The organism is Haematobacter missouriensis (assembly GCF_000740775.1).
GTDB classification, from domain to species: Bacteria; Pseudomonadota; Alphaproteobacteria; order Rhodobacterales; family Rhodobacteraceae; genus Haematobacter; species Haematobacter missouriensis.
In genome coordinates, this window is the sequence record NZ_JFGS01000017.1 from 21661 (window position 1) to 38722 (window position 17062).

General features: G+C 62.4%; 28 protein-coding genes, 1 tRNA gene and 1 pseudogene. 26 read left to right on the top strand and 4 right to left on the bottom strand.

The features are described from left to right. The first annotated feature begins 92 nt into the window (after positions 1–92). Positions 93–488: a type II toxin-antitoxin system RelE/ParE family toxin gene (locus CG51_RS11300; RefSeq protein WP_233141307.1), complete on the top strand. Its 396-nt coding sequence runs from the start codon at positions 93–95 to the stop codon at positions 486–488. Next, positions 489–806, top strand: a complete 318-nt coding sequence (locus tag CG51_RS11305) for a helix-turn-helix domain-containing protein (RefSeq protein ID WP_035745059.1) — start codon at positions 489–491, stop codon at positions 804–806. 99 nt (positions 807–905) lie between these two features. Here CG51_RS11305 and CG51_RS11310 read toward each other — a convergent pair whose 3' ends face one another. Continuing rightward, positions 906–2066, bottom strand: coding sequence for a RelA/SpoT domain-containing protein (locus tag CG51_RS11310; protein WP_035745061.1), 1161 nt, complete (start codon positions 2064–2066; stop codon positions 906–908). 150 nt (positions 2067–2216) lie between these two features. On the opposite strand from CG51_RS11310, the gene CG51_RS20075 reads away from it, so the two are divergent. The 18 genes and pseudogenes from CG51_RS20075 (at position 2217) to CG51_RS11385 (ending at position 10626) form a co-directional block, all read left to right on the top strand. Next, positions 2217–2357, top strand: coding sequence for a hypothetical protein (locus CG51_RS20075; RefSeq protein WP_156961343.1), 141 nt, complete (start codon positions 2217–2219; stop codon positions 2355–2357). Beyond that, entirely contained in the window at positions 2354–2716 is a 363-nt protein-coding gene (locus tag CG51_RS11315; RefSeq protein WP_035745064.1) for a hypothetical protein, read from the top strand. Before CG51_RS20075 ends, CG51_RS11315 begins: the two co-directional genes overlap by 4 nt. Before the next feature lie 95 nt (positions 2717–2811). After that, the gene (locus CG51_RS11320) at positions 2812–4197 is read left to right on the top strand and encodes a DUF6745 domain-containing protein (RefSeq protein ID WP_035745066.1); all 1386 of its coding nucleotides are present in this window, start codon (positions 2812–2814) and stop codon (positions 4195–4197) included. Positions 4198–4209: 12 nt separating this feature from the next. After that, positions 4210–4557: a hypothetical protein gene (locus CG51_RS11325; protein WP_035745069.1), complete on the top strand. Its 348-nt coding sequence runs from the start codon at positions 4210–4212 to the stop codon at positions 4555–4557. Between the two features lie 105 nt (positions 4558–4662). After that, positions 4663–5355, top strand: coding sequence for an ERF family protein (locus CG51_RS19185; protein WP_051930466.1), 693 nt, complete (start codon positions 4663–4665; stop codon positions 5353–5355). A gap of 9 nt (positions 5356–5364) precedes the next feature. Then, positions 5365–6069, top strand: coding sequence for a hypothetical protein (locus tag CG51_RS11335; RefSeq protein ID WP_088233702.1), 705 nt, complete (start codon positions 5365–5367; stop codon positions 6067–6069). After that, positions 6069–6545 carry a single-stranded DNA-binding protein gene (gene ssb / locus CG51_RS11340; protein WP_035745071.1) on the top strand — a complete coding sequence of 159 codons (477 nt, stop codon included), beginning with the start codon at positions 6069–6071 and terminating at the stop codon, positions 6543–6545. The genes CG51_RS11335 and ssb overlap by 1 nt, the downstream gene beginning before the upstream one ends. Positions 6546–6555: 10 nt before the next feature. Beyond that, on the top strand, positions 6556–6882 hold the full coding sequence (locus CG51_RS11345) for a hypothetical protein (RefSeq protein ID WP_143412876.1): 327 nt from the start codon (positions 6556–6558) through the stop codon (positions 6880–6882). Beyond that, positions 6879–7070, top strand: coding sequence for a hypothetical protein (locus CG51_RS11350; RefSeq protein ID WP_035745076.1), 192 nt, complete (start codon positions 6879–6881; stop codon positions 7068–7070). The genes CG51_RS11345 and CG51_RS11350 overlap by 4 nt, the downstream gene beginning before the upstream one ends. A gap of 44 nt (positions 7071–7114) precedes the next feature. Next, the gene (locus CG51_RS11355) at positions 7115–7576 is read left to right on the top strand and encodes a hypothetical protein (RefSeq protein WP_143412875.1); all 462 of its coding nucleotides are present in this window, start codon (positions 7115–7117) and stop codon (positions 7574–7576) included. Continuing rightward, the gene (locus CG51_RS11360) at positions 7573–7908 is read left to right on the top strand and encodes a DUF968 domain-containing protein (RefSeq protein ID WP_035745078.1); all 336 of its coding nucleotides are present in this window, start codon (positions 7573–7575) and stop codon (positions 7906–7908) included. Before CG51_RS11355 ends, CG51_RS11360 begins: the two co-directional genes overlap by 4 nt. Before the next feature lie 15 nt (positions 7909–7923). Next, positions 7924–8211 (top strand): hypothetical protein, encoded by a 288-nt coding sequence (locus tag CG51_RS11365; protein ID WP_035745083.1) that lies wholly within the window; start codon positions 7924–7926, stop codon positions 8209–8211. Beyond that, complete coding sequence (locus tag CG51_RS11370) at positions 8208–8582, top strand: hypothetical protein (protein ID WP_035745085.1); 375 nt, start codon at positions 8208–8210, stop codon at positions 8580–8582. Before CG51_RS11365 ends, CG51_RS11370 begins: the two co-directional genes overlap by 4 nt. Next, a complete protein-coding gene (locus CG51_RS11375; protein WP_035745088.1) occupies positions 8579–8845 on the top strand; it encodes a hypothetical protein in 267 nt (88 codons plus the stop codon). Before CG51_RS11370 ends, CG51_RS11375 begins: the two co-directional genes overlap by 4 nt. Before the next feature lie 37 nt (positions 8846–8882). Continuing rightward, positions 8883–9269, top strand: coding sequence for a Lar family restriction alleviation protein (locus CG51_RS11380; protein ID WP_035745090.1), 387 nt, complete (start codon positions 8883–8885; stop codon positions 9267–9269). Next, a complete protein-coding gene (locus tag CG51_RS21130) occupies positions 9262–9504 on the top strand; it encodes a Lar family restriction alleviation protein (protein WP_084695149.1) in 243 nt (80 codons plus the stop codon). The genes CG51_RS11380 and CG51_RS21130 overlap by 8 nt, the downstream gene beginning before the upstream one ends. Next, positions 9464–9604, top strand: a pseudogene (locus CG51_RS21135) (excisionase family DNA-binding protein); the annotation flags it as partial. The gene CG51_RS21130 and the pseudogene CG51_RS21135, both read left to right, overlap by 41 nt. Before the next feature lie 17 nt (positions 9605–9621). Further along, positions 9622–10626, top strand: coding sequence for a tyrosine-type recombinase/integrase (locus tag CG51_RS11385; protein WP_035745092.1), 1005 nt, complete (start codon positions 9622–9624; stop codon positions 10624–10626). Between the two features lie 53 nt (positions 10627–10679). On the opposite strand, the gene CG51_RS11390 is transcribed toward CG51_RS11385, so the two are convergent. Then, a tRNA-Val gene (locus tag CG51_RS11390) sits at positions 10680–10754 on the bottom strand. 139 nt (positions 10755–10893) lie between these two features. Here CG51_RS11390 and CG51_RS11395 point away from each other — a divergent pair. Further along, the gene (locus CG51_RS11395; RefSeq protein ID WP_035745093.1) at positions 10894–11766 is read left to right on the top strand and encodes an N-formylglutamate amidohydrolase; all 873 of its coding nucleotides are present in this window, start codon (positions 10894–10896) and stop codon (positions 11764–11766) included. A gap of 84 nt (positions 11767–11850) precedes the next feature. Further along, positions 11851–12363, top strand: coding sequence for a hypothetical protein (locus CG51_RS11400; RefSeq protein WP_143412873.1), 513 nt, complete (start codon positions 11851–11853; stop codon positions 12361–12363). A 95-nt stretch (positions 12364–12458) separates the two neighbouring features. Here the strand turns inward: CG51_RS11400 and CG51_RS11405 are convergent, their stop codons facing one another. Next, positions 12459–13712 (bottom strand): DNA polymerase IV, encoded by a 1254-nt coding sequence (locus tag CG51_RS11405; protein WP_035745095.1) that lies wholly within the window; start codon positions 13710–13712, stop codon positions 12459–12461. Between the two features lie 199 nt (positions 13713–13911). Here CG51_RS11405 and CG51_RS11410 point away from each other — a divergent pair, with 199 nt between their 5' ends. Genes CG51_RS11410 through CG51_RS11425 form a run of 4 tightly spaced genes read left to right on the top strand, consistent with a single transcriptional unit; the run spans position 13912 to position 15999 of the window. Next, the gene (locus CG51_RS11410; protein WP_233141311.1) at positions 13912–14763 is read left to right on the top strand and encodes an SPFH domain-containing protein; all 852 of its coding nucleotides are present in this window, start codon (positions 13912–13914) and stop codon (positions 14761–14763) included. 1 nt (position 14764) lies between these two features. Then, positions 14765–15025, top strand: a complete 261-nt coding sequence (locus tag CG51_RS11415) for an NfeD family protein (RefSeq protein WP_342351899.1) — start codon at positions 14765–14767, stop codon at positions 15023–15025. Beyond that, complete coding sequence (locus CG51_RS11420) at positions 15015–15536, top strand: GNAT family N-acetyltransferase (RefSeq protein WP_035745099.1); 522 nt, start codon at positions 15015–15017, stop codon at positions 15534–15536. Before CG51_RS11415 ends, CG51_RS11420 begins: the two co-directional genes overlap by 11 nt. Before the next feature lie 7 nt (positions 15537–15543). Next, positions 15544–15999 (top strand): NUDIX hydrolase, encoded by a 456-nt coding sequence (locus CG51_RS11425; protein ID WP_051930472.1) that lies wholly within the window; start codon positions 15544–15546, stop codon positions 15997–15999. Here the strand turns inward: CG51_RS11425 and meaB are convergent. Next, positions 15968–16999: a methylmalonyl Co-A mutase-associated GTPase MeaB gene (gene meaB, locus CG51_RS11430; protein ID WP_051930474.1), complete on the bottom strand. Its 1032-nt coding sequence runs from the start codon at positions 16997–16999 to the stop codon at positions 15968–15970. The genes CG51_RS11425 and meaB overlap by 32 nt on opposite strands. Between the last annotated feature and the right edge of the window lie 63 nt (positions 17000–17062).

The following is a 17062-nucleotide window of genomic DNA, read 5'->3' on the forward strand; positions in this document are numbered from 1 at the left end:
GAGCAACGCGCGCATACTGGAACGAATTTTAACTACGGGAGTTACATACTCGCAGTGGACAGTTCGAGATTTTTGCGCTACGGGTTTTACGCATGATGACCGAACATCAGATGCACTGCGTTATCGAAACGCACAACTTCGCGGATGCAGCCAAAGAGGTTGGTCTGGACGAAGAAGATAGGCGCAGGATCACCCTCTATCTGTCGGCAAACCCGACAGCGGGCGACCTGATCAAAGAAACGGGAGGAGCCCGCAAGTTGCGCTTCCCGTTTAGAGGACGAGGAAAAAGCGGCGGGGTTAGGGTCATCACCTACTACGCTGCGGACGACGTGCCGGTGTTCCTTCTGGATGTCTACGACAAGACGGTGAAAATCAACTTGTCGAAGGCTGAAAGGAACGCGTTGAGGGTTGAACTGGCTAAGATGGCTGACACGTATCGCGCGAATAACCAAGAAAAAATACGCGCACTAAAGAGGATGGAGAGTTAGATGACTAAAGTGGGGGAAAGGCTTCTTCGCGCAGCTCGTGAGGCGAACGAGATCGCTGCTGGCCGCAGCGAACCGGCAAGCCTTTACGTCCCTGCGGATGTCGACGTGAAGGCGATACGCACTTCGCTTGACCTCTCGCAGGAGGACTTCGCGACCGAGTTCGGCTTTAGCATTCACCAAATCCGGGATTGGGAGCAGAAGCGCCATAGGCCGCTGGACGGCATGCGGGCGTATCTGATCATAATTGAGCAAGCGCCAGACCGAGTGCGTGAAATCTTGCGCGAAACCGCTGCCAGATCAAAGAGCCACGCAGCCTGACGGCGACTTATCATCAGCCTCACTGAGGCATAGCCCGCCCTCGCCCGGCGGGCTTTTTCATGCCCCCCCCGCTGACAGTGCAACCCGTCGCAGCGGTGATTAGCCAAATTGCGGGAGATCGACAGCCCCATGGTAGGTCCGGTGGAGCTTGCGGTTCTTCACCGCGCGAACAAGCATCGCAGTGAAGTGCGACACGTCCAGATAAAAGTTCGGGAAGGCGCGTGGCAGGTCTCTGGCGGTATCTACGCTGACGATAACGGTCTGTCTCTGCTCATCCAGTTCGTCGTAGTCCTCACCATTGACTGCGGTAATCTTCCCGGCCTGGTAGGCCGCCACGGTTCGAGATAGGGAATCCATCGAAAGCCGATACATCCATGCGTTGTCAGGCGAGCTCACATAGTAGCTCATGCTGTCCCGTATGGCCTTGAGGAATGCCAGCGCGCCGAGCTCGCACTCCACTTCGCGAATGGCGCGGCAGAGCTGGCTTTGGGTCTGCGGGGCGGCTGGACGCAGGGGAACCCCATCGCAGAGCGCATAGTAATCGCTCATCAGCGCGAGCAGCAGCCGCCATCTGTCATCACCCCCGCCTGCCTTTAGGTCTTGGTTGAGCACAGCCCCGATGACTTCAACAGCGGTTGACCAAGAGTGTTGAAGCCGCGTCCGAACCTGTATTTCCAGCTTCTGGCCGCTGAATTCTTCGGACTGTCCAACGCCCTCGAAGTTTAGAATGAGGTGTATGCCCCGGTAGCCGTCACTCTTCGGGCTGGACAGGTAGTCGCTATACCGATCCATAGTGCTTTTTGTGCTGCCGCCAGTGTAGCGGGCGACAACTTCGCCAAGGGTCAGCAGGCTAGGCATCACAGCCCGGCACCCGCCGAGGTCTTGCATTTGGCGCAGGTCGGTGCTCCCGCGCGTTAGCTTTTTCCTGATCGACGCCATGCGCTTCACGCGACCAGAGGTCACGAAGCCGCCCTTCGCAATGAAAGCAAGGCGCTTCCTCTCCACGATCATTGGCAGCGCGTGGGCCATGCGCCAGTTGTGTGCAATACGGAATGCCTCCAAGACTTCATCGCTGGTCTGGCTGCCGTCGGGCAAGTCTTCGGAAAGTATCTTTCCGGCCCTCTTGATCTGCCCGAATGAGTAAATACGCTTCGGATAGTCAGCCACGGGAATGCTCGACATGAAATGGTCGGCATCATCCTCCCCGCCTAAAACCTGATTCTGCAAGGCCCCGTAGCGGGCTAATTGGCCTGTATCCATAGAGTGATTCTCTCACGTCCCGGCGCGCGGGGCAACTTTTTACAGGACAAATGTCCCTTTTGTTATTGACAGGGACATTTGTCCCCTGCATAGTCTGCCTCACACCCCGAGCGACACATGAGCCTCGGGAGCCATGAGGGAGACACGCAGATGACCGATGCCCTTCGCGCCCTGAATGAAGCCGCCTATGCCGCCGCTACGGAGGCCCGCAAGTCTGGCGACAAGCGCGCCACCGACCTGCGCAGGATCGACCTTGAGACAGACGCCCTCGTAGAGGGGCGCGCACAATGAACGCTCGTCCAGACCCGCTTGCCCTGATCTCGTCCCACGCCAGTGACGTGCTCTCCGCCCTGCTTTCACCCAAGCGCCCCCGCGATCCGGACTACGAATTCGATTTCGAGGTGGACGCCGACCCGGAGCACCTTGTCGTTCTGAAATTCGGCGGCGACGTGGATGGTGAAATCTGGCCCGTGTCCTGCGAGATCGACGGCATCGCGGACGCACCCGAGCTGCTCGTCACCGTATTCGGCCGCGAGGCATATGACCGCGCTATCGCTGCCGCCGAAGACTGGTGGGACGATAAAGGATGGGCCGCCGCCGAGCGCGATGCCGCCGACAACTGTAGCCAAATGTCCCGCTGGGATGACTGACAGCATGCCCCCGCGCCAACTGTCCCGGCGCGGCAACTAGGCGGGGCTGTCACACGGTCCCGCCGATTTTCTCAAACCATTCTCCGGAGGCCACAATGGCCAAGATCGACACACTGACCACGGAGCAGAGCGAAGAAATGCTGCGCTTCCGCGAGGAGTGCCGCGCTCTAGCTCTTGCCGACCCTGATGTCAGCGATGATGAAATGCGGCGTGTCGTCAAACGCATATATGCCGCGCGAGGGCAGAAAGAGCCGGGGGTTTTCATTTTCGATGACCCCGTGCAATGCCTGTTGGCGCGGGCGATTCTTCGGAAAACCAAGGGCCAGCTCTGGGGACAGCTCAGGGACCAACTTGAGGGCCAGCTCTGGGGTCAGCTATGGGAACAGCTAGAGGATCAGCTTTGGGACCAGATCAGGGGACAGCTCTGGGGTCAGCTATGGGAACAGCTAGAGGATCAGCTTTGGGACCAGATCAGGGGACAGCTCGATGAACGGCTCGGGGACCAACTCCGGGACCAGATCGAGGACCAACTTGGGGTCCAGCTAGAGGATCAGCTCCGGGTCCAGCTCGAGGGCCAGCTCGAGGGCCAGATCGGTGACCGGATCGAGGACCAGCTCTGGGTCCAGCTCGGGGGCCAGCTTTGGGGACAGATCGGGGAGCAGATCGAAGACCAACTTGGGGTCCAGCTAGAGGATCAGCTCCGGGTCCAGCTCGGGGGCCATCTCTGGGACCATCTCTGGGGCCAGCTCTGGGGCCAGCTTTGGGGACAGATCAAGGACCAGCTTGAAGGTCATCTCTGGAGCCAGATCGGCGGGAAGGATATATATGACACATTGTGGTTTTCGGGCGGCTCCGAATTCTATTGGGTCGCATTTTATAAGTACACACAGCAGATAGGCGTCAAATACACCACGGAGCAGTCTGAGGCTCTGGATGCGTGGCACGAATATGCCCGCCTGTGTGGCCCGATGTACGCCTACGATGGGGTGGCTTTCGTCAGCCGCCGCCCGAATGTGCTCTGCTTTGACGACAGGCAGCGACTGCACAGCGAAACCGGCGCGGCGATGGCGTTCCCAAGCGGATATGCGCTGCATGCGTGGCATGGCGTCCGGGTGCCTGCGCACTGGATCGAGAACCGGGAGTCTTTGCTCGCTCAAGAAGTGATGGCGACGCAGAACCTCGAGGTTCGTCGTGCTGGCATCGAAATCATGGGGTGGGCGAAAATTCTTGACCAGCTTCAAGGCCGACTGGTTGGGGCAGACGACGACCCGGAAATAGGCTCAGTAATCGAATTGCGCCTTCCCGACCTTGATAGAGCGCACCTTTTCCTCCGCGTTCGCTGCGCAACGGGCCGAGATTTCGCGCTCTGCCTGCCGCCCGATTTCAGCGCAACGAGGGGCTATTCCCTCCCGCATTGCGCACAGGCATTCCTCACCGGTCTAACCCCCTCCGAATGGCGGAAACCATCCATAACAGCCTGAAAAGGAAAGAAAATGGAATTCTATGCACGTCAAGGTGAAGTCACGATCATCCGTATCCCGGATGGACCGCTGCCAAGCTGGCCGGAGCTTGGGTTGCAGGGCGGACACCTGATCGTAGGACCCTCCGAAACGCACCACCATCACGTCATCGAACGGCCGTCTGCTGTACGGATCGTGGCAAAGCCCGGCTCTGGCGCGATGACAGTGCTGCGGATGATCGTGAAGGAGCCGACGCGGGTCATCCACCTGCGCGGCCATGACACCCACCGTCCCGTGGACCTGCCACCCGGAAGCTACGAAATCCGGGGGCAGCAGGAATACGACCCGTACGCCGAAGCGGTTCGCCGCGCTGCCGACTGACACCCCCGCCCCTGCCTGTCCACGGCTCGCCCAGCTGGCAGGGGCCACCACGGACGCTTCGCCCGCCGCCGCGAAGCCAAGCGCCCTTTAGTAAGGAGGCAAAGAATGAACGCTGTTACCAAGCATGACGCGCCGAAGATTGCCGTCCACAAGAACGTCTACATGGCGCTCGCCGCCGCACAAATGGAGATGGGAACCGTCACAAAGGGGGCGGTTAACAGAGCATTCACAAGCCGTTATGCCGACCTCGCGGACGTTATGCAGGCTGTTCTCCCGGCCCTTAACGCGAACGGGCTGGCCCTGTTACACACTTTTGTCGACGGGTCTGCGGCTATGCGTACCACCCTCATCCATGGGGAGAGCGAAACACGCATCGAGTGCGATGTGCCGCTTATCGTCACGAAGAACGACATGCAGGGCATGAAGTCCGCAACGACCTACGCCAAGCGTATTGGCACGGAGAGCGTTACGGGGGTCGCCCCGGATGACGACGACGGGAACGCCGCAGTCAAGGCCGCGCCGCAGAGGCTTGAGCCGCCGAAATCGGATCCAGAATTCAACCCCGCAGGATGCCGGGATCGTCTGATCTCCGCAATCAGCAGGCGCACCACAAAAGAAGCTCTGACCGATCTTTGGAACAAGGAAAAGGGAGCGCGCGTAGCGCTGAAAGAGGCTGATGAGCCGAAGTATCTGGAATTCGTCGCGGCGTTCAAGGCGGCTGGCGAGAAAGCTCACGCCGACCCCGCCCGCCAAGCCCCCAGCCTCGCCGACAATATCGGCGATGAAATCCCCTACTAGGTGTCCACGATGAACGAGATGAATCCGCGCGCTGTAGTCGGAAACAACAATCCCCCAGATCCCATGGACGAGGCGCTCACCCCTTTCGGTGATGCCATTTCGGAAGCCGAGAACTGGCTGGACGGGGAGCCAGTCACAAACGAAAGCCAGATGAAGGCGGTGGACAAGCTGGCGAAGGACATTCGCTCCGCTCGCCGCGCACTGGACGATGCCAAGAAGTCGGCGACTGCCCCGCTGCATGATGCGTGGAAGGCGGAGATTGCCCGCTGGAAGCCGACCGAGGATGACTTGGACCGGATACAGAAGGGCCTTGCTTCCATCTCGAACGATTTCAAGAAAAAACTGGCGGCTGAAAGGGCAGCGGAGGAACGCGCTACCCGCATCGCGGCGGAGGAAGCCGCTCGGGTCGCCCGCGAAGCGGCGATGAAAGCCGATGATGGCAACATCGAGGAACAGCGCCAAGCAGCCGCCGCGCAAACCGCCGCAGAGCAAGCGCAGCGGGACGCCCGCGCCGCATCCAAGGCCAATGACGTGAAGGGCCTGCGTACAGTCACGCGATATGAAATCACCGATCATCGCGCCCTGCTGAACTGGATCGCGCGCAATGCCCGGGACGACATAACGGCGTTCATCGAAGAATGGGCGCGGCGCAATCACAAGACTTATCGCAATGCCGATGGGTTGCGCGTGTGGGATGAGAAGGAGGCTAACTGATGGCTGGATCGGTCAACAAGGTTATTCTGGTCGGCAATCTGGGCCGCGACCCGGAAGTCAGGAGCTTCCAGAACGGCGGCAAGGTCTGCAACCTGCGGATCGCCACCAGCGAGACATGGCGCGACAAGTCCAGCGGAGAGCGCAAAGAGCGCACGGAATGGCACGCCATCAGCATCATGTCCGACCCGCTGGTCAAGATCGCCGAGCAATATCTCCGCAAAGGGTCCAAGGTCTATATCGAGGGCCAGCTTGAAACGCGCAAGTGGCAGGACCAGTCAGGCCAGGACCGCTATTCCACGGAAATCGTCCTTCGCCCGTTCCGCGGTGAGCTGACGCTTCTCGACGGCCCGCATCGCGAGGACAGCCAGCGCGGCACGTCAGACGGCTACGACTCAGGCAGCTATGGCGGCGGATACGCGGCTGGCGGGCGTCCGTCCGTCGGTCTGGACGATGACCTAGATTCTATCCCATTCTGAGGTCAGCGCCATGAACAAGCCATGCAACGCGCAATCCGCCAATAAAACAAAGAAGGGTCCGTGGTCGGAAAGTGAGGACGTGTTCCTCCTGACCTACATCGGAGTAGACCCTGACTATCTCGCCACCCACGACCTCGGGCGGGCGCACGGCGCTGGGTCTAATCGCGCAAAGAAATTGGCAGACACGGGAGCGGCAGCCGCGTTTGCTCGCCACCGTATTTCATACCTGCATTTCCTAAAGCTCGCGGGCCATCTCAGGTCTGAGTTCGCTGAGGTTGCGGCTTCGGATGAGATGGAACAATGGCACCATTTTCTTGGCGCCGAGGTGCGGAAATGACCGATCAGGACATGCTTTCCGCCATCCAGCAAGCCCGTCAGGAAACCGGCTGGCACACGCCGTCGCTCCTGGTTGATTTTGTGCTGGCGAAGATCGACCCAGACACCGACGACGACCACGCCGAACACCTGCGGGCACAGGCTAACCGGGTGCTGTTAGAGGCTGAAAGGTTGTGGGGGGCACGGTGATGGAGTGCCGCGCCCAAGTCATCGGACACGGTGTTCTTCGCCTTATGGCGAACGACCTGCCAGACTACCAGCCGGGCGAGCTTGTTTTCGTCTCCGTCGAGCGAGGGCGCAGTACCAACAGCCACAAGCACCAGTTTGCATGGATCCACGACGCATGGGCCAGCCTGCCGGAGAGCGAAATGATGCAACTCTACGCCGAGACGCCAGAAACGCTAAGGAAACACGCGCTGATCGCAACCGGTTTCTGCCAGACCTACACGCTGGACTGCGGAGCCAATGCCACGGCGCAGCGTGTCAAGGCTGCACTGATTGGAGCGGAGACAGGCAAGCACGGCTACGCCATCGGTCAGGTCCGCGGCCCGATCGTAACGATCTGGACGCCTGAGAGCCAGAGCGTGCGCGCGATGGGCGGGAAGCGTTTCCAGGAGAGCAAGACGGCCATTATGGAATGGATCGCGGGGAAGCTTGGCGTGCCGGTCGAGGATCTGAGGGCGCGCGTGGCATGACATTCCTCGCCGTCCTCAAGGGTCCGATGGGCCTCAAGACGCCACCTGCTGGCCGCGACCCAAAGCGCCTCGCCGCCGTCGCCGCCATGCCTTGCGTCATCTGCTACGAATGGGGCCTGACGCAAAAATCCCCGACTCAGGCGCATCACTGCATCCACGGTCGGCACAGTCAAAAGCGCGCCCCTGACAGCATGACCATACCGCTCTGTGAGGGTCATCACATCGGCCTCATGGACACGAGCAAGATTGCCCTGCACCGCCACCCAATGGCGTGGCGCGAGGAATACGGAGACGACGTGAACTGGATCGGCTGGGTGGAAGCCCGCCTCTAACACACGAGAAAAGACATGAAATTTACAACACTCGCTTTGGCGGGCTTGATGCTCGCACCCTGCGCTCAGGCCTCTGAGCATGACTCCTGCATAGCGTTGGCCGATCTGGCCCTGCGCGCGGCATCGGCGGCGGAGGCAGGCGTGTCCCTGACCGCATTTGCCGAGAGCCTGCCCCCGAGCGTGATGGTTCCGCAGGTAGCGGGCATCGTCATGATAGCCTACGGCATTTACCTGCTCGGGGACGAGGCCCCCCGCCAGATCGCGTGGGAGATCTACAGCGACTGCATGGGGGAGGACGCATGATGCGGCTCCGCCATTACGTCGCCGCTGCAGCGCTGGGAACATGGGTGGGGCTATGGCTCACCGAAGCCCCTGCCGACACCGCCGGGCCGGGAGATTTCAAGGTCGTGTATCTGCCCCCAGACACAGAGTGCGGCACACCCTATGCGTGGCCGGTGGACTTCTCCGGCCTGCGCCAGCCGCCCAGCACATTCGTCTATGAGCCGCGTGAGCGCCTGCCCCCTGTGGTCATTCCGACCGACCCCGGCGGAACACATCATCCCCGCCCCGAGCCGCCTCGCCCGCCACCTTCTCCCGTACCCGTGCCGTCCGCGCTGCTGTCGCTGCTCGGTGCCCTGATTTCCGCCGCAATCGTGTTGAGGATGACCCGATGAAATGGATACGCCGCCTGTCTCAGCGCTGGCAGACACACCTCCGCCTCCTGCACGAACTGGAGACGGGCAAGATTGAGTATGACAGCCACAGCGACGACGTGTGCCTCGCGCCCGGCATCCCGCTGACCGACGCGCATATCCAGATCGTGCTGCAGCGCCCGTATCTCGCGAATAGCTGGCCCCGGCATCTGCGTGTGCAGATCGGGCTGCCGCCTTTTCCGACGCGTGAGGAAGATGACGATTTTATCAACAGGATTTTGTGATGATTGACCGCTCGACACCCCAACTCGGAGAACCGAAATGACCGACCTTCTCCCCTGCCCGTTCTGCGGAGGCAAGGCCAACATCGACTGTGATGACTACGGCCCACGATCATCCGGTAACTATTTTATCTCATGTGAAAACGCTGGCTGCGGCGATGACATAGAAAGTTGGCGGATTGAATGCCCCATCTATGATGACCTTGTTGCCGCATGGAATACTCGCGCTCTCCCCGCCGATACTGACGGCAAACCCGCCACCTCTGCCGCACCCACTGACACCGCGCAGCATGAGCCTGAAGCCACTGCATTGCGCGCGAGGGTCAGGAATTTAGAGGAGGCGCTGATGGCTGTCATGGAACTTAGCGTTGACCGGGCGATTCGGGAGCGCGACACCCTCACCTCGGCGGGAGGGAGCGATGAGTGAGTTACTTCCATGCCCGTTCTGCGGTGGCAGAGCGTGGCTGAACGATTACGAGGCGCGCCATGGCGATTTGGCGTCCAGAAGCAGGTGCCCGCAATGCGCTTCTTGTGGGTGCAATCTCGGCTATCTACCGACGGCAAGGAAGGCCACCGAAGCGTGGAACCTCCGCACCCGCCAGCCAGAAGGAGGAGTGAGTGATGCAACCAGCGCGACCCTACACGCCAGACACTCTGGCTGATCGATGGGGCTGCTCCGGAGAAAAGGTGCGGCAGCTCGTCAAGCAGGGGCAATTGCGCGGCTTCCGCATAGGCCGCATGATCAGAATTCCGGTGTCAGCGGTAGAGGAGTACGAGCAATGCGGGAATACAGCGTTGGGCGCCTCAATGGCCGCTTTGTCGTCACTTGGGATGACAACGGCAAGCGACGACGCTTTCGTCTTAGTGCACTCACGCGAAAGGAAGCCGAGGCAGAAGCGCTGACAATCATTAGAAGGGAAACGCGCGGCTCCAAAGCACAGAAAACTGTTCGGGCGGTATGGCAAGACTACTGTGACGAGCATGCTGGCCGACCAGCAACAAGCAACATGTCGTTCACCGGCCTGCCGATTCTGGCGCACTTCGGCGCTCTGCTCCCAGATCAAATCACCGGGCAGCATTGCAGGGATTATGCTGAATCCAGGACTGCCGAAGGCCGTAAAGTCGGCACCATCTGGACAGAGCTTGGACATTTGAGCACAGCCCTGAACTGGGCTGCAAAGGCCCGCATTATCGATCGCGCCCCACACATCGTGCGACCAAAGAAGCCAGCACCAAAGGACCGCTATCTGACTCGGGATGAGATAGACCGGCTGCTATCCACGCTTGAGACGCCACACATCAGGCTCGCTGTGATTCTCATGCTTTCCACCGCCGCGCGGATTGGAGCGATACTGGATCTGACATGGGATCGGGTGGATGAAAAGCGAGGGAGAATCGACCTTCGTCGGGATATGGACGGCCCAAGAAAGGGTCGGGCCGTGGTCCCAATCAACCCCGGACTGCGCGCGTCGCTTCTGTCCGCCCGCGAATCGGCGCAGACGGAGTACGTCATCGAGTACGCGGGCGCGCCCGTTCGCTCTATTCGCACAGGACTGCAATCCGCCTGCAAGAAGGCAAAGCTAACTGGGGTGACGCCGCACGTTTTTCGGCACACAGCCGCTGTACATATGGCCGAAGCCGGAGTGCCGATGAGCGCCATAAGTCAGTATCTGGGGCACTCAAGCACGTCGATCACGGAGCGAGTCTATGCCAGATACTCGCCCGAGTATCTCGCCGATGCCGCCTTGGCGGTGGATTTTGTGGGCATCAGGAGTGTCAAATAGGTTCGACGAACCTGAACGCACAACGCAGTTTTCCGATAAGTATTTGAGAAGAATGGTGGGCGCGACAGGGATCGAACCTGTGACCACTACGATGTCAACGTAGTGCTCTACCGCTGAGCTACGCGCCCCACCCGACCCTGACCGCAGCTTCCTGCGAAACCGGCGGTCCTTGTCGGTTGGCGGGTCTATAAAAGGACTCGCGAAGGTGTTCAAGGGCTTTTGGACAGAACCTGCATCGCACTATATTCGTTTTTGATGGAGACCGCGATGAGCCCTGCCCCCTATATCCTGACGGAGCCTTCCACGCAGACCACGCCGGTTGTGTTTTCCTCGCCTCACAGCGGAAGACACTATCCCGATGCGTTCCTCAGTGCATCGCTGCTCGACGGACGCGCGATCCGGTCTTCCGAGGATGCTTTCGTGGATGAACTGTGGTCCTGCGCACCTTTGCATGGGGCGCCGCTGATCGCCGCGACCATGCCGCGCGCCTTCATCGACCTCAACCGCAACAGCGACGAACTCGACCCCGCCCTGATCGAAGGGGTCCGGCATGTCGCGCATAATCCCCGCATTTCGTCGGGTCTGGGGGTGATTCCCCGGGTCGTCGCGGGTGGGCGCGCCATCGTTTCCGGCAAGATGTCGCGGAGCGCGGCGGAAGAGCGTATCCAGCTCTGGTGGCGACCCTATCACACATGCCTCGGGCAACTGGTGGAGGGAACGATCGCCCGTTTCGGCACCGCGCTACTGGTCGATTGCCACTCCATGCCACGGGAGGCGGTGGAGAATCACTTCTCCGCCGCCGGGCGCCGTCCCGATGTGGTTTTGGGTGACAGGTTCGGCTCGAGCGCCGACGGACGGCTGGTCGAACTGGTTGAATCGCTGTTGGCGGCGGAGGGTCTGCGGGTCCTGCGGAACATGCCCTTCGCCGGGGCCTACATCACGCAGACCTACGGTAATCCTACCCGCAATCGGCACGTGATCCAGATCGAAGTGGACCGCGGGCTCTATATGAACGAACGCACCCTGAGGAAAAGCGACGACTATCCGGCTTTTCAGACGTTGATCGACAGGGTGGCCGCGGGCATCGCGGCAGGCGCCAGCGATTTTGCTGGAGGAGAGCGGCGGCACGCCGCCGAATAGCCGGACAGGAACACAGCCATGCCATCTCATTGCCGTGCGGCCCGCCGGGCCCGCACTTTTTCCGCTCTCAACAGGGGACTCGCGTTGCTCGCCTTGCTTGGCCTTGCAGCCTGTGCGCCTCCCAGGCCGGACCCCGAAACCGTCTCGGCCCGCTATGAGCGCCTGCCGATCTTTCGCCTTTGGGAGGTGCAGGGACAGCCGCCGTCCGAAACCGATCTGATGATGGTGGAAGCCGAACTCGGCGCGCGCGGGCAGATGCGCTTCGGAGGGCGGCACCTCGGCAACATTTCGGCCAGCGCGGTGGGCAAGCCGCGCTTTCCCCGCCCGGCGGAGCCGGGAATGAAGCGGAGTTGCGGGGAGTTCGCCTCTCCTGCTGCGGCCCAGCGGGTCTTTCTGGCTGCCGGCGGGCCGGAACGCGACACGTATGGGCTTGATCCCGACGGGGACGGCTTTGCTTGTGCATGGGGCGAGACGCTGCGGAAGAACCGCGATAAATCCGATGCGACAGCGCGCCAGTATCAGCGGAACGAAAACGGCTATTGCTATTACAATTCAGGCGAAGACCGCATCTATGTGAGCCGGATGTTCTGTGCCTGACAGAAGCCATGGATGGGGAACAAGGCGCGGGGACGCCCCCCGCGACCCCCGGCTCGACCCTGCGCGTCCGATCGGATACGTCTCACGGCGGCCGACTAACGAAGCGCCCTGCCCCGGATGATCGCGTCCTGCCCGAAGCGCGCGCGGATGCTGTCGGTCGCGCGCTCCGCCCGTTCGCGCCGCGCAGCGCTCGGATCGAAGAGATCGACGGTCAGATCGCCTTTGCCCGCAGGCATGAGATCACTGAGCCCGACACCCAGCAGGCGGAACGGCCCGGCATCCTTTACATGGGCCATAAGCTCCAGCGCCGTGCGGTAGATCCTGTCGGCAAGCTGCGTCGGCTCCCGGAGCGTCTCTCTCCGTGTGAGGATCGCATGGGTATGACGCTTGAGCTTCAGTGTCACAGTACGCCCTGACAGATCGCGTGCCTTGGTCCGGTCGGAAACCTGCTCTGCCAATCGCCACAGATGACCTTCCAGCAGATCACGGTCAGAGATGTCCTCGAAGAACGTTGTCTCCCGCGAGATGGACTTCACCGGCGCATGCGCCGTGACGGGGCGGTGATCCTCCCCCCGGGCCAGATGCCAGAGCCGCTCCCCCGAAGGGCCGAAGCGGCGAGAGAGATCTTCCCGGCTCCAGCGGCGCAGGTCTGCGAAGGTGCGAATGCCCACGCCCTCCAGCGCCTCCTGAAACGCGGGGCCGACACCCCAGATGAGCTGGATCGGCTTGTCGGCTAGGAAATCCAGCGTCTCCGCCCTGCCGATCACGGAGAACCCGCGCGGCTTGTCCATGTCCGAGGCTATCTTGGCGAGAAACTTGTTGTGGGATAGTCCGACGGAGCCGGTCAGGCCAAGCTCCACCTCCATCCGCCGCACGAGCCGCGCCAGCATCACCGCGGGCGGCGCATGATGCAACCGTTCCGTCCCGGTGAGGTCGATGAACGCCTCGTCCAGCGACAGGGGCTGCACGGCGGGGGACAGATCCTCCATCATCGCACGGATCCTGCGGGAGACGTCGACATAGACCTGCATCCGAGGCTTGATGACCACCGCGTCAGGGCAAAGCTTCAGCGCCCGGAACATGGGCATGGCCGACCGCACACCCTGTATGCGTGCGATGTAGCAGCAGGTGGAGACGACGCCCCTGCTTCCCCCACCCACAATCACCGGACGGTCGGCGAGGGCCGGATCATCCCGTTTCTCCACGCTGGCGTAGAACGCGTCGCAGTCCATATGCGCGACGGAGAGCGTGAAAAGCTCAGGATGCGACAGAACACGCGCGCTCCGGCAGGCCGGGCAGCGCCGGCCCGCGTCGAAGGGCGTGAGGCAATCGCGGCACAATGCGGGCATCTCGGACCTCCTGCGCCATTATCGCGCGGGCGCCTGGCGATGAATAGTCCCCATCGTCAGGCCGAAAGGCGACCCGCGCGCCATGCCTCCGGGCACCGGTCGCGCCTTGGGAGCCCTTGCCGTGGACCGCAATTGCGGCAACTCTCTGCACACGAAGGCGGAGGGCGGGATGTTTCCGGGTGGGCTAAGTGGCAGCGAAATGGTGATGATCGGCATTGCTGCCTTCGTCATCCTATGCATTTTCCTTGGGGTCAGGATCGTGCCTCAGTCGGAGAAATACGTCGTGGAGCGGTTCGGACGGCTTCATGCGGTACTGGGACCGGGCATCAACCTGATCGTGCCCTTTCTCGACCGTGTCGCGCACAAGATCTCCGTATTGGAGCGCCAGCTCCCCGTGGCGCGTCAGGACGCGATCACTGCGGACAACGTGCTCCTTCAGGTCGAAACCAGTGTGTTTTATCGCATCATCGAACCGGAAAAGACCGTCTATCGCATCCGGGACGTGGATGCCGCCATCGCCACCACCGTCGCTGGCATCGTCCGGGCGGAGATCGGCGCGATGGAGTTGGACGAGGTGCAGTCGAACCGCGCCCGCCTGATCGAGAAAATCCGCGAGTCGCTGGCCAATATCGTGGACGACTGGGGAATCGAGGTGACGCGGGCGGAGATACTCGACGTCAACCTGGACGACGCCACGCGCGCCGCAATGCTCCAGCAGCTCAACGCCGAACGCGCCCGCCGTGCGCAGGTCACCGAGGCGGAAGGCCGCAAACGCGCGGTGGAACTGGCGTCGGATGCCGAGCTCTATGCGGCGGAACAGCAGGCAAAAGCGCGCCGGATCGGTGCAGATGCCGAGGCTTATGCGACGGAGGTCGTCGCCCGCGCCATCGCCGACAACGGGCTGGAGGCCGCGCAGTATCAGGTCGCGCTGAAACAGGTGGAAGCGATGGCGGCGATGGCGAAGGGGGCGGGCAATCAGACCATCGTCCTGCCTGCCGACGCGGTGGAGGCCTTCGCGAACGCCTTCCGCATGCTGAAGGGGCGCGGGTGACGTGGCCTGGTGGATCTGGATGATCGGAGCGATCGTGCTGGCGGGCGTGGAGGTGCTGATCCCCGGATGGGTCTTCCTCGGCTTCGCCATTGGAGGAATGCTGACGGGTCTGGCTCTTCTGCTCTTCCCCTCGCTGGGGGGAACGGCGATAATCTGGCTCCTTTTCGCGCTCCTGTCCCTTGCCGGGTGGCTGCTGCTCAGGCGGCTTTTCGGGCGGCGGAGTGAGGTGAAAATCTGGAAGCGGGACATCAATGACAACTGAATTCGCCATCCGCCCGGAGCGGCCCGACGATGTGGATGCCATCGACCGCCTGATCACCGCCGCCTTCGCCGGGCACCCGCAGAGCGATGGAAACGAGGCGCGGATCGTGCGCGATCTCCGGGCCGACGGGGTTCTCCTCTCCTCCCTCGTGGCCGAGGACCGGACACCCGAGACGGGCGGCGGCATCATCGGTCATCTGGTGTTTTCCCCGGTCACCATGGCCAACGGTTCTGTCTGGCTGGGCCTCGGCCCCATATCCGTCCGTCCCGACTTGCAACGCAAGGGTATCGGCACGGCGTTGATCCGCGCGGCCTTCGCCCGTCTGGATGAGGATGCGGCGGGCTATGTCGTGGTGGGAGATGCGGCTTACTACGGCCGCTTCGGCTTCGTCGAAGCCCCGCAGGTTACGGTTCCCGGCATCCCGCCCGAACACGTCCTCGTCCGCGCGATCTGGACACCTCCCCCCAAAGGCAGGGCGCTCTATCACCCTGCCTTCGGCCTTCCCGCCTGATCGGCCGATGACGGGCCATCAGACGCGTGCTCCTTTCGACGGGGCGAAAATCGCGTTGTTTCTGGGCGACGACCTCCTCGTGATGATGCGGGATGACCGGCCGGACCTGCCATGGCCGGGCGCGTGGGATCTTCCCGGCGGGGGCCGGGAAGGCAACGAGACCCCGGAGGCATGCGTGCTGCGGGAAGTGGAGGAGGAGTTTGGCCTCCGACTGCCGCCCTCGCGGCTACGATGGCACTGTATTCACCCGCGCCCCGGCCTGTTGCCCGCACATTTTTTTGCCGGAACCCTCACTGCGGAGGACGTGGCAGCAATCCGGTTCGGCGATGAAGGGCAAGAATGGCGCCTGATGCCGGTCGCGGAGTTCCTGCACCACCCGGAGGCCGTGCCTGTGCTCCGCTCCCGGGTTGCGGACTGCCTTGCCGCCGGTTTCAGGCCGGAGGCCGCGACAAGCGGTCGATGAGGTCGCGGGCGGCACGGGCGGGAGCGGCGCGGCCTTCCATCACCGCCTGTCCCAGGGCCAGCAACTCCGCCCGCACGGCTGGATCGGCCGAGAGGCGTGCGATGAGGCCGAGGCGGACCTCCTCCTCAAACCAGCGGCGGGCCTGCGTGGCGCGATGCTCGGTCCACCAGCCGGTCTCCTGTCGCCAGCGCGCCAATTCCCCGATCTCCTCCCATGCCTCCGCCAACCCGGCCTGTTCCAGGGCAGAGACCGTCAGCGCCTTGGGATAGCCGGGAGGATCCTGCGGCCGCTTCCGTAGCAGGCGCAAGGCGCCGGCGTAATCCGCGCAGGTCCGCGTGGCCGCCGCCTTCAAATCGCCATCAGCCTTGTTCACCAGAATCAGGTCAGCGATCTCCATGATCCCGCGTTTCACGCCCTGAAGCTCGTCCCCTCCCGCCGGAGCGAGCAGCAGGACGAAGATGTCAGTCATCTCCGCCACCATCGTCTCCGACTGCCCGACACCGACCGTCTCCACGAGAACCACGTCGAACCCGGCAGCTTCGCAAAGCGCTACGGCCTCCCGTGTGCGGCGCGCCACGCCCCCCAATTCAGATCGGCTGGGTGAGGGGCGTATGAAGGCGTTCGGATCACGGGAAAGAAGTTCCATCCGCGTCTTGTCGCCGAGGATGGATCCACCCGTCCGCGCAGAGGACGGATCAACGGCCAGCACGGCGATCCGCTTGCCGTTCTCCGTCAGCCGCAACCCGAAACTCTCGATGAAGGTGGATTTGCCCACTCCCGGCGTGCCCGAAAGACCGAGGCGCAGCGCCTGCCGCCCGCTCCCCGCCAGCCGGTCGAGCAGATCCTCCGCGAGCAGCCGGTGATCGGCGCGCTGGCTTTCCACCAGCGTGATCGCCCGGGCCAGTGCGCGGCGATCACCGGAGAGAACGCCTGTCGCAAGCATGCTGATTTCGCCCGCCCCGACGGGGCCGCGCCTTGCGGAAGTCCTCTGCACTGTCATCGCATCCCTTCGGCAGGTTTCGGCAGCTGGTCACATTTCCGGTTGCCGCGGGGATTACTTGCC

Bases quoted from the DNA above. Each gene is read 5' to 3' on its own strand.
- CG51_RS11300 (WP_233141307.1), top strand. From the start codon at position 93: ATGATGACCGAACATCAGATGCACTGCGTTATCGAAACGCACAACTTC.
- CG51_RS11305 (WP_035745059.1), top strand. From the start codon at position 489: ATGACTAAAGTGGGGGAAAGGCTTCTTCGCGCAGCTCGTGAGGCGAAC.
- CG51_RS11310 (WP_035745061.1), bottom strand. From the start codon at position 2,066: ATGGATACAGGCCAATTAGCCCGCTACGGGGCCTTGCAGAATCAGGTT.
- CG51_RS20075 (WP_156961343.1), top strand. From the start codon at position 2,217: ATGACCGATGCCCTTCGCGCCCTGAATGAAGCCGCCTATGCCGCCGCT.
- CG51_RS11315 (WP_035745064.1), top strand. From the start codon at position 2,354: ATGAACGCTCGTCCAGACCCGCTTGCCCTGATCTCGTCCCACGCCAGT.
- CG51_RS11320 (WP_035745066.1), top strand. From the start codon at position 2,812: ATGGCCAAGATCGACACACTGACCACGGAGCAGAGCGAAGAAATGCTG.
- CG51_RS11325 (WP_035745069.1), top strand. From the start codon at position 4,210: ATGGAATTCTATGCACGTCAAGGTGAAGTCACGATCATCCGTATCCCG.
- CG51_RS19185 (WP_051930466.1), top strand. From the start codon at position 4,663: ATGAACGCTGTTACCAAGCATGACGCGCCGAAGATTGCCGTCCACAAG.
- CG51_RS11335 (WP_088233702.1), top strand. From the start codon at position 5,365: ATGAACGAGATGAATCCGCGCGCTGTAGTCGGAAACAACAATCCCCCA.
- ssb (WP_035745071.1), top strand. From the start codon at position 6,069: ATGGCTGGATCGGTCAACAAGGTTATTCTGGTCGGCAATCTGGGCCGC.
- CG51_RS11345 (WP_143412876.1), top strand. From the start codon at position 6,556: ATGAACAAGCCATGCAACGCGCAATCCGCCAATAAAACAAAGAAGGGT.
- CG51_RS11350 (WP_035745076.1), top strand. From the start codon at position 6,879: ATGACCGATCAGGACATGCTTTCCGCCATCCAGCAAGCCCGTCAGGAA.
- CG51_RS11355 (WP_143412875.1), top strand. From the start codon at position 7,115: ATGGCGAACGACCTGCCAGACTACCAGCCGGGCGAGCTTGTTTTCGTC.
- CG51_RS11360 (WP_035745078.1), top strand. From the start codon at position 7,573: ATGACATTCCTCGCCGTCCTCAAGGGTCCGATGGGCCTCAAGACGCCA.
- CG51_RS11365 (WP_035745083.1), top strand. From the start codon at position 7,924: ATGAAATTTACAACACTCGCTTTGGCGGGCTTGATGCTCGCACCCTGC.
- CG51_RS11370 (WP_035745085.1), top strand. From the start codon at position 8,208: ATGATGCGGCTCCGCCATTACGTCGCCGCTGCAGCGCTGGGAACATGG.
- CG51_RS11375 (WP_035745088.1), top strand. From the start codon at position 8,579: ATGAAATGGATACGCCGCCTGTCTCAGCGCTGGCAGACACACCTCCGC.
- CG51_RS11380 (WP_035745090.1), top strand. From the start codon at position 8,883: ATGACCGACCTTCTCCCCTGCCCGTTCTGCGGAGGCAAGGCCAACATC.
- CG51_RS21130 (WP_084695149.1), top strand. From the start codon at position 9,262: ATGAGTGAGTTACTTCCATGCCCGTTCTGCGGTGGCAGAGCGTGGCTG.
- CG51_RS11385 (WP_035745092.1), top strand. From the start codon at position 9,622: ATGCGGGAATACAGCGTTGGGCGCCTCAATGGCCGCTTTGTCGTCACT.
- CG51_RS11395 (WP_035745093.1), top strand. From the start codon at position 10,894: ATGAGCCCTGCCCCCTATATCCTGACGGAGCCTTCCACGCAGACCACG.
- CG51_RS11405 (WP_035745095.1), bottom strand. From the start codon at position 13,712: ATGCCCGCATTGTGCCGCGATTGCCTCACGCCCTTCGACGCGGGCCGG.
- CG51_RS11410 (WP_233141311.1), top strand. From the start codon at position 13,912: ATGGTGATGATCGGCATTGCTGCCTTCGTCATCCTATGCATTTTCCTT.
- CG51_RS11420 (WP_035745099.1), top strand. From the start codon at position 15,015: ATGACAACTGAATTCGCCATCCGCCCGGAGCGGCCCGACGATGTGGAT.
- CG51_RS11425 (WP_051930472.1), top strand. From the start codon at position 15,544: ATGACGGGCCATCAGACGCGTGCTCCTTTCGACGGGGCGAAAATCGCG.
- meaB (WP_051930474.1), bottom strand. From the start codon at position 16,999: ATGACAGTGCAGAGGACTTCCGCAAGGCGCGGCCCCGTCGGGGCGGGC.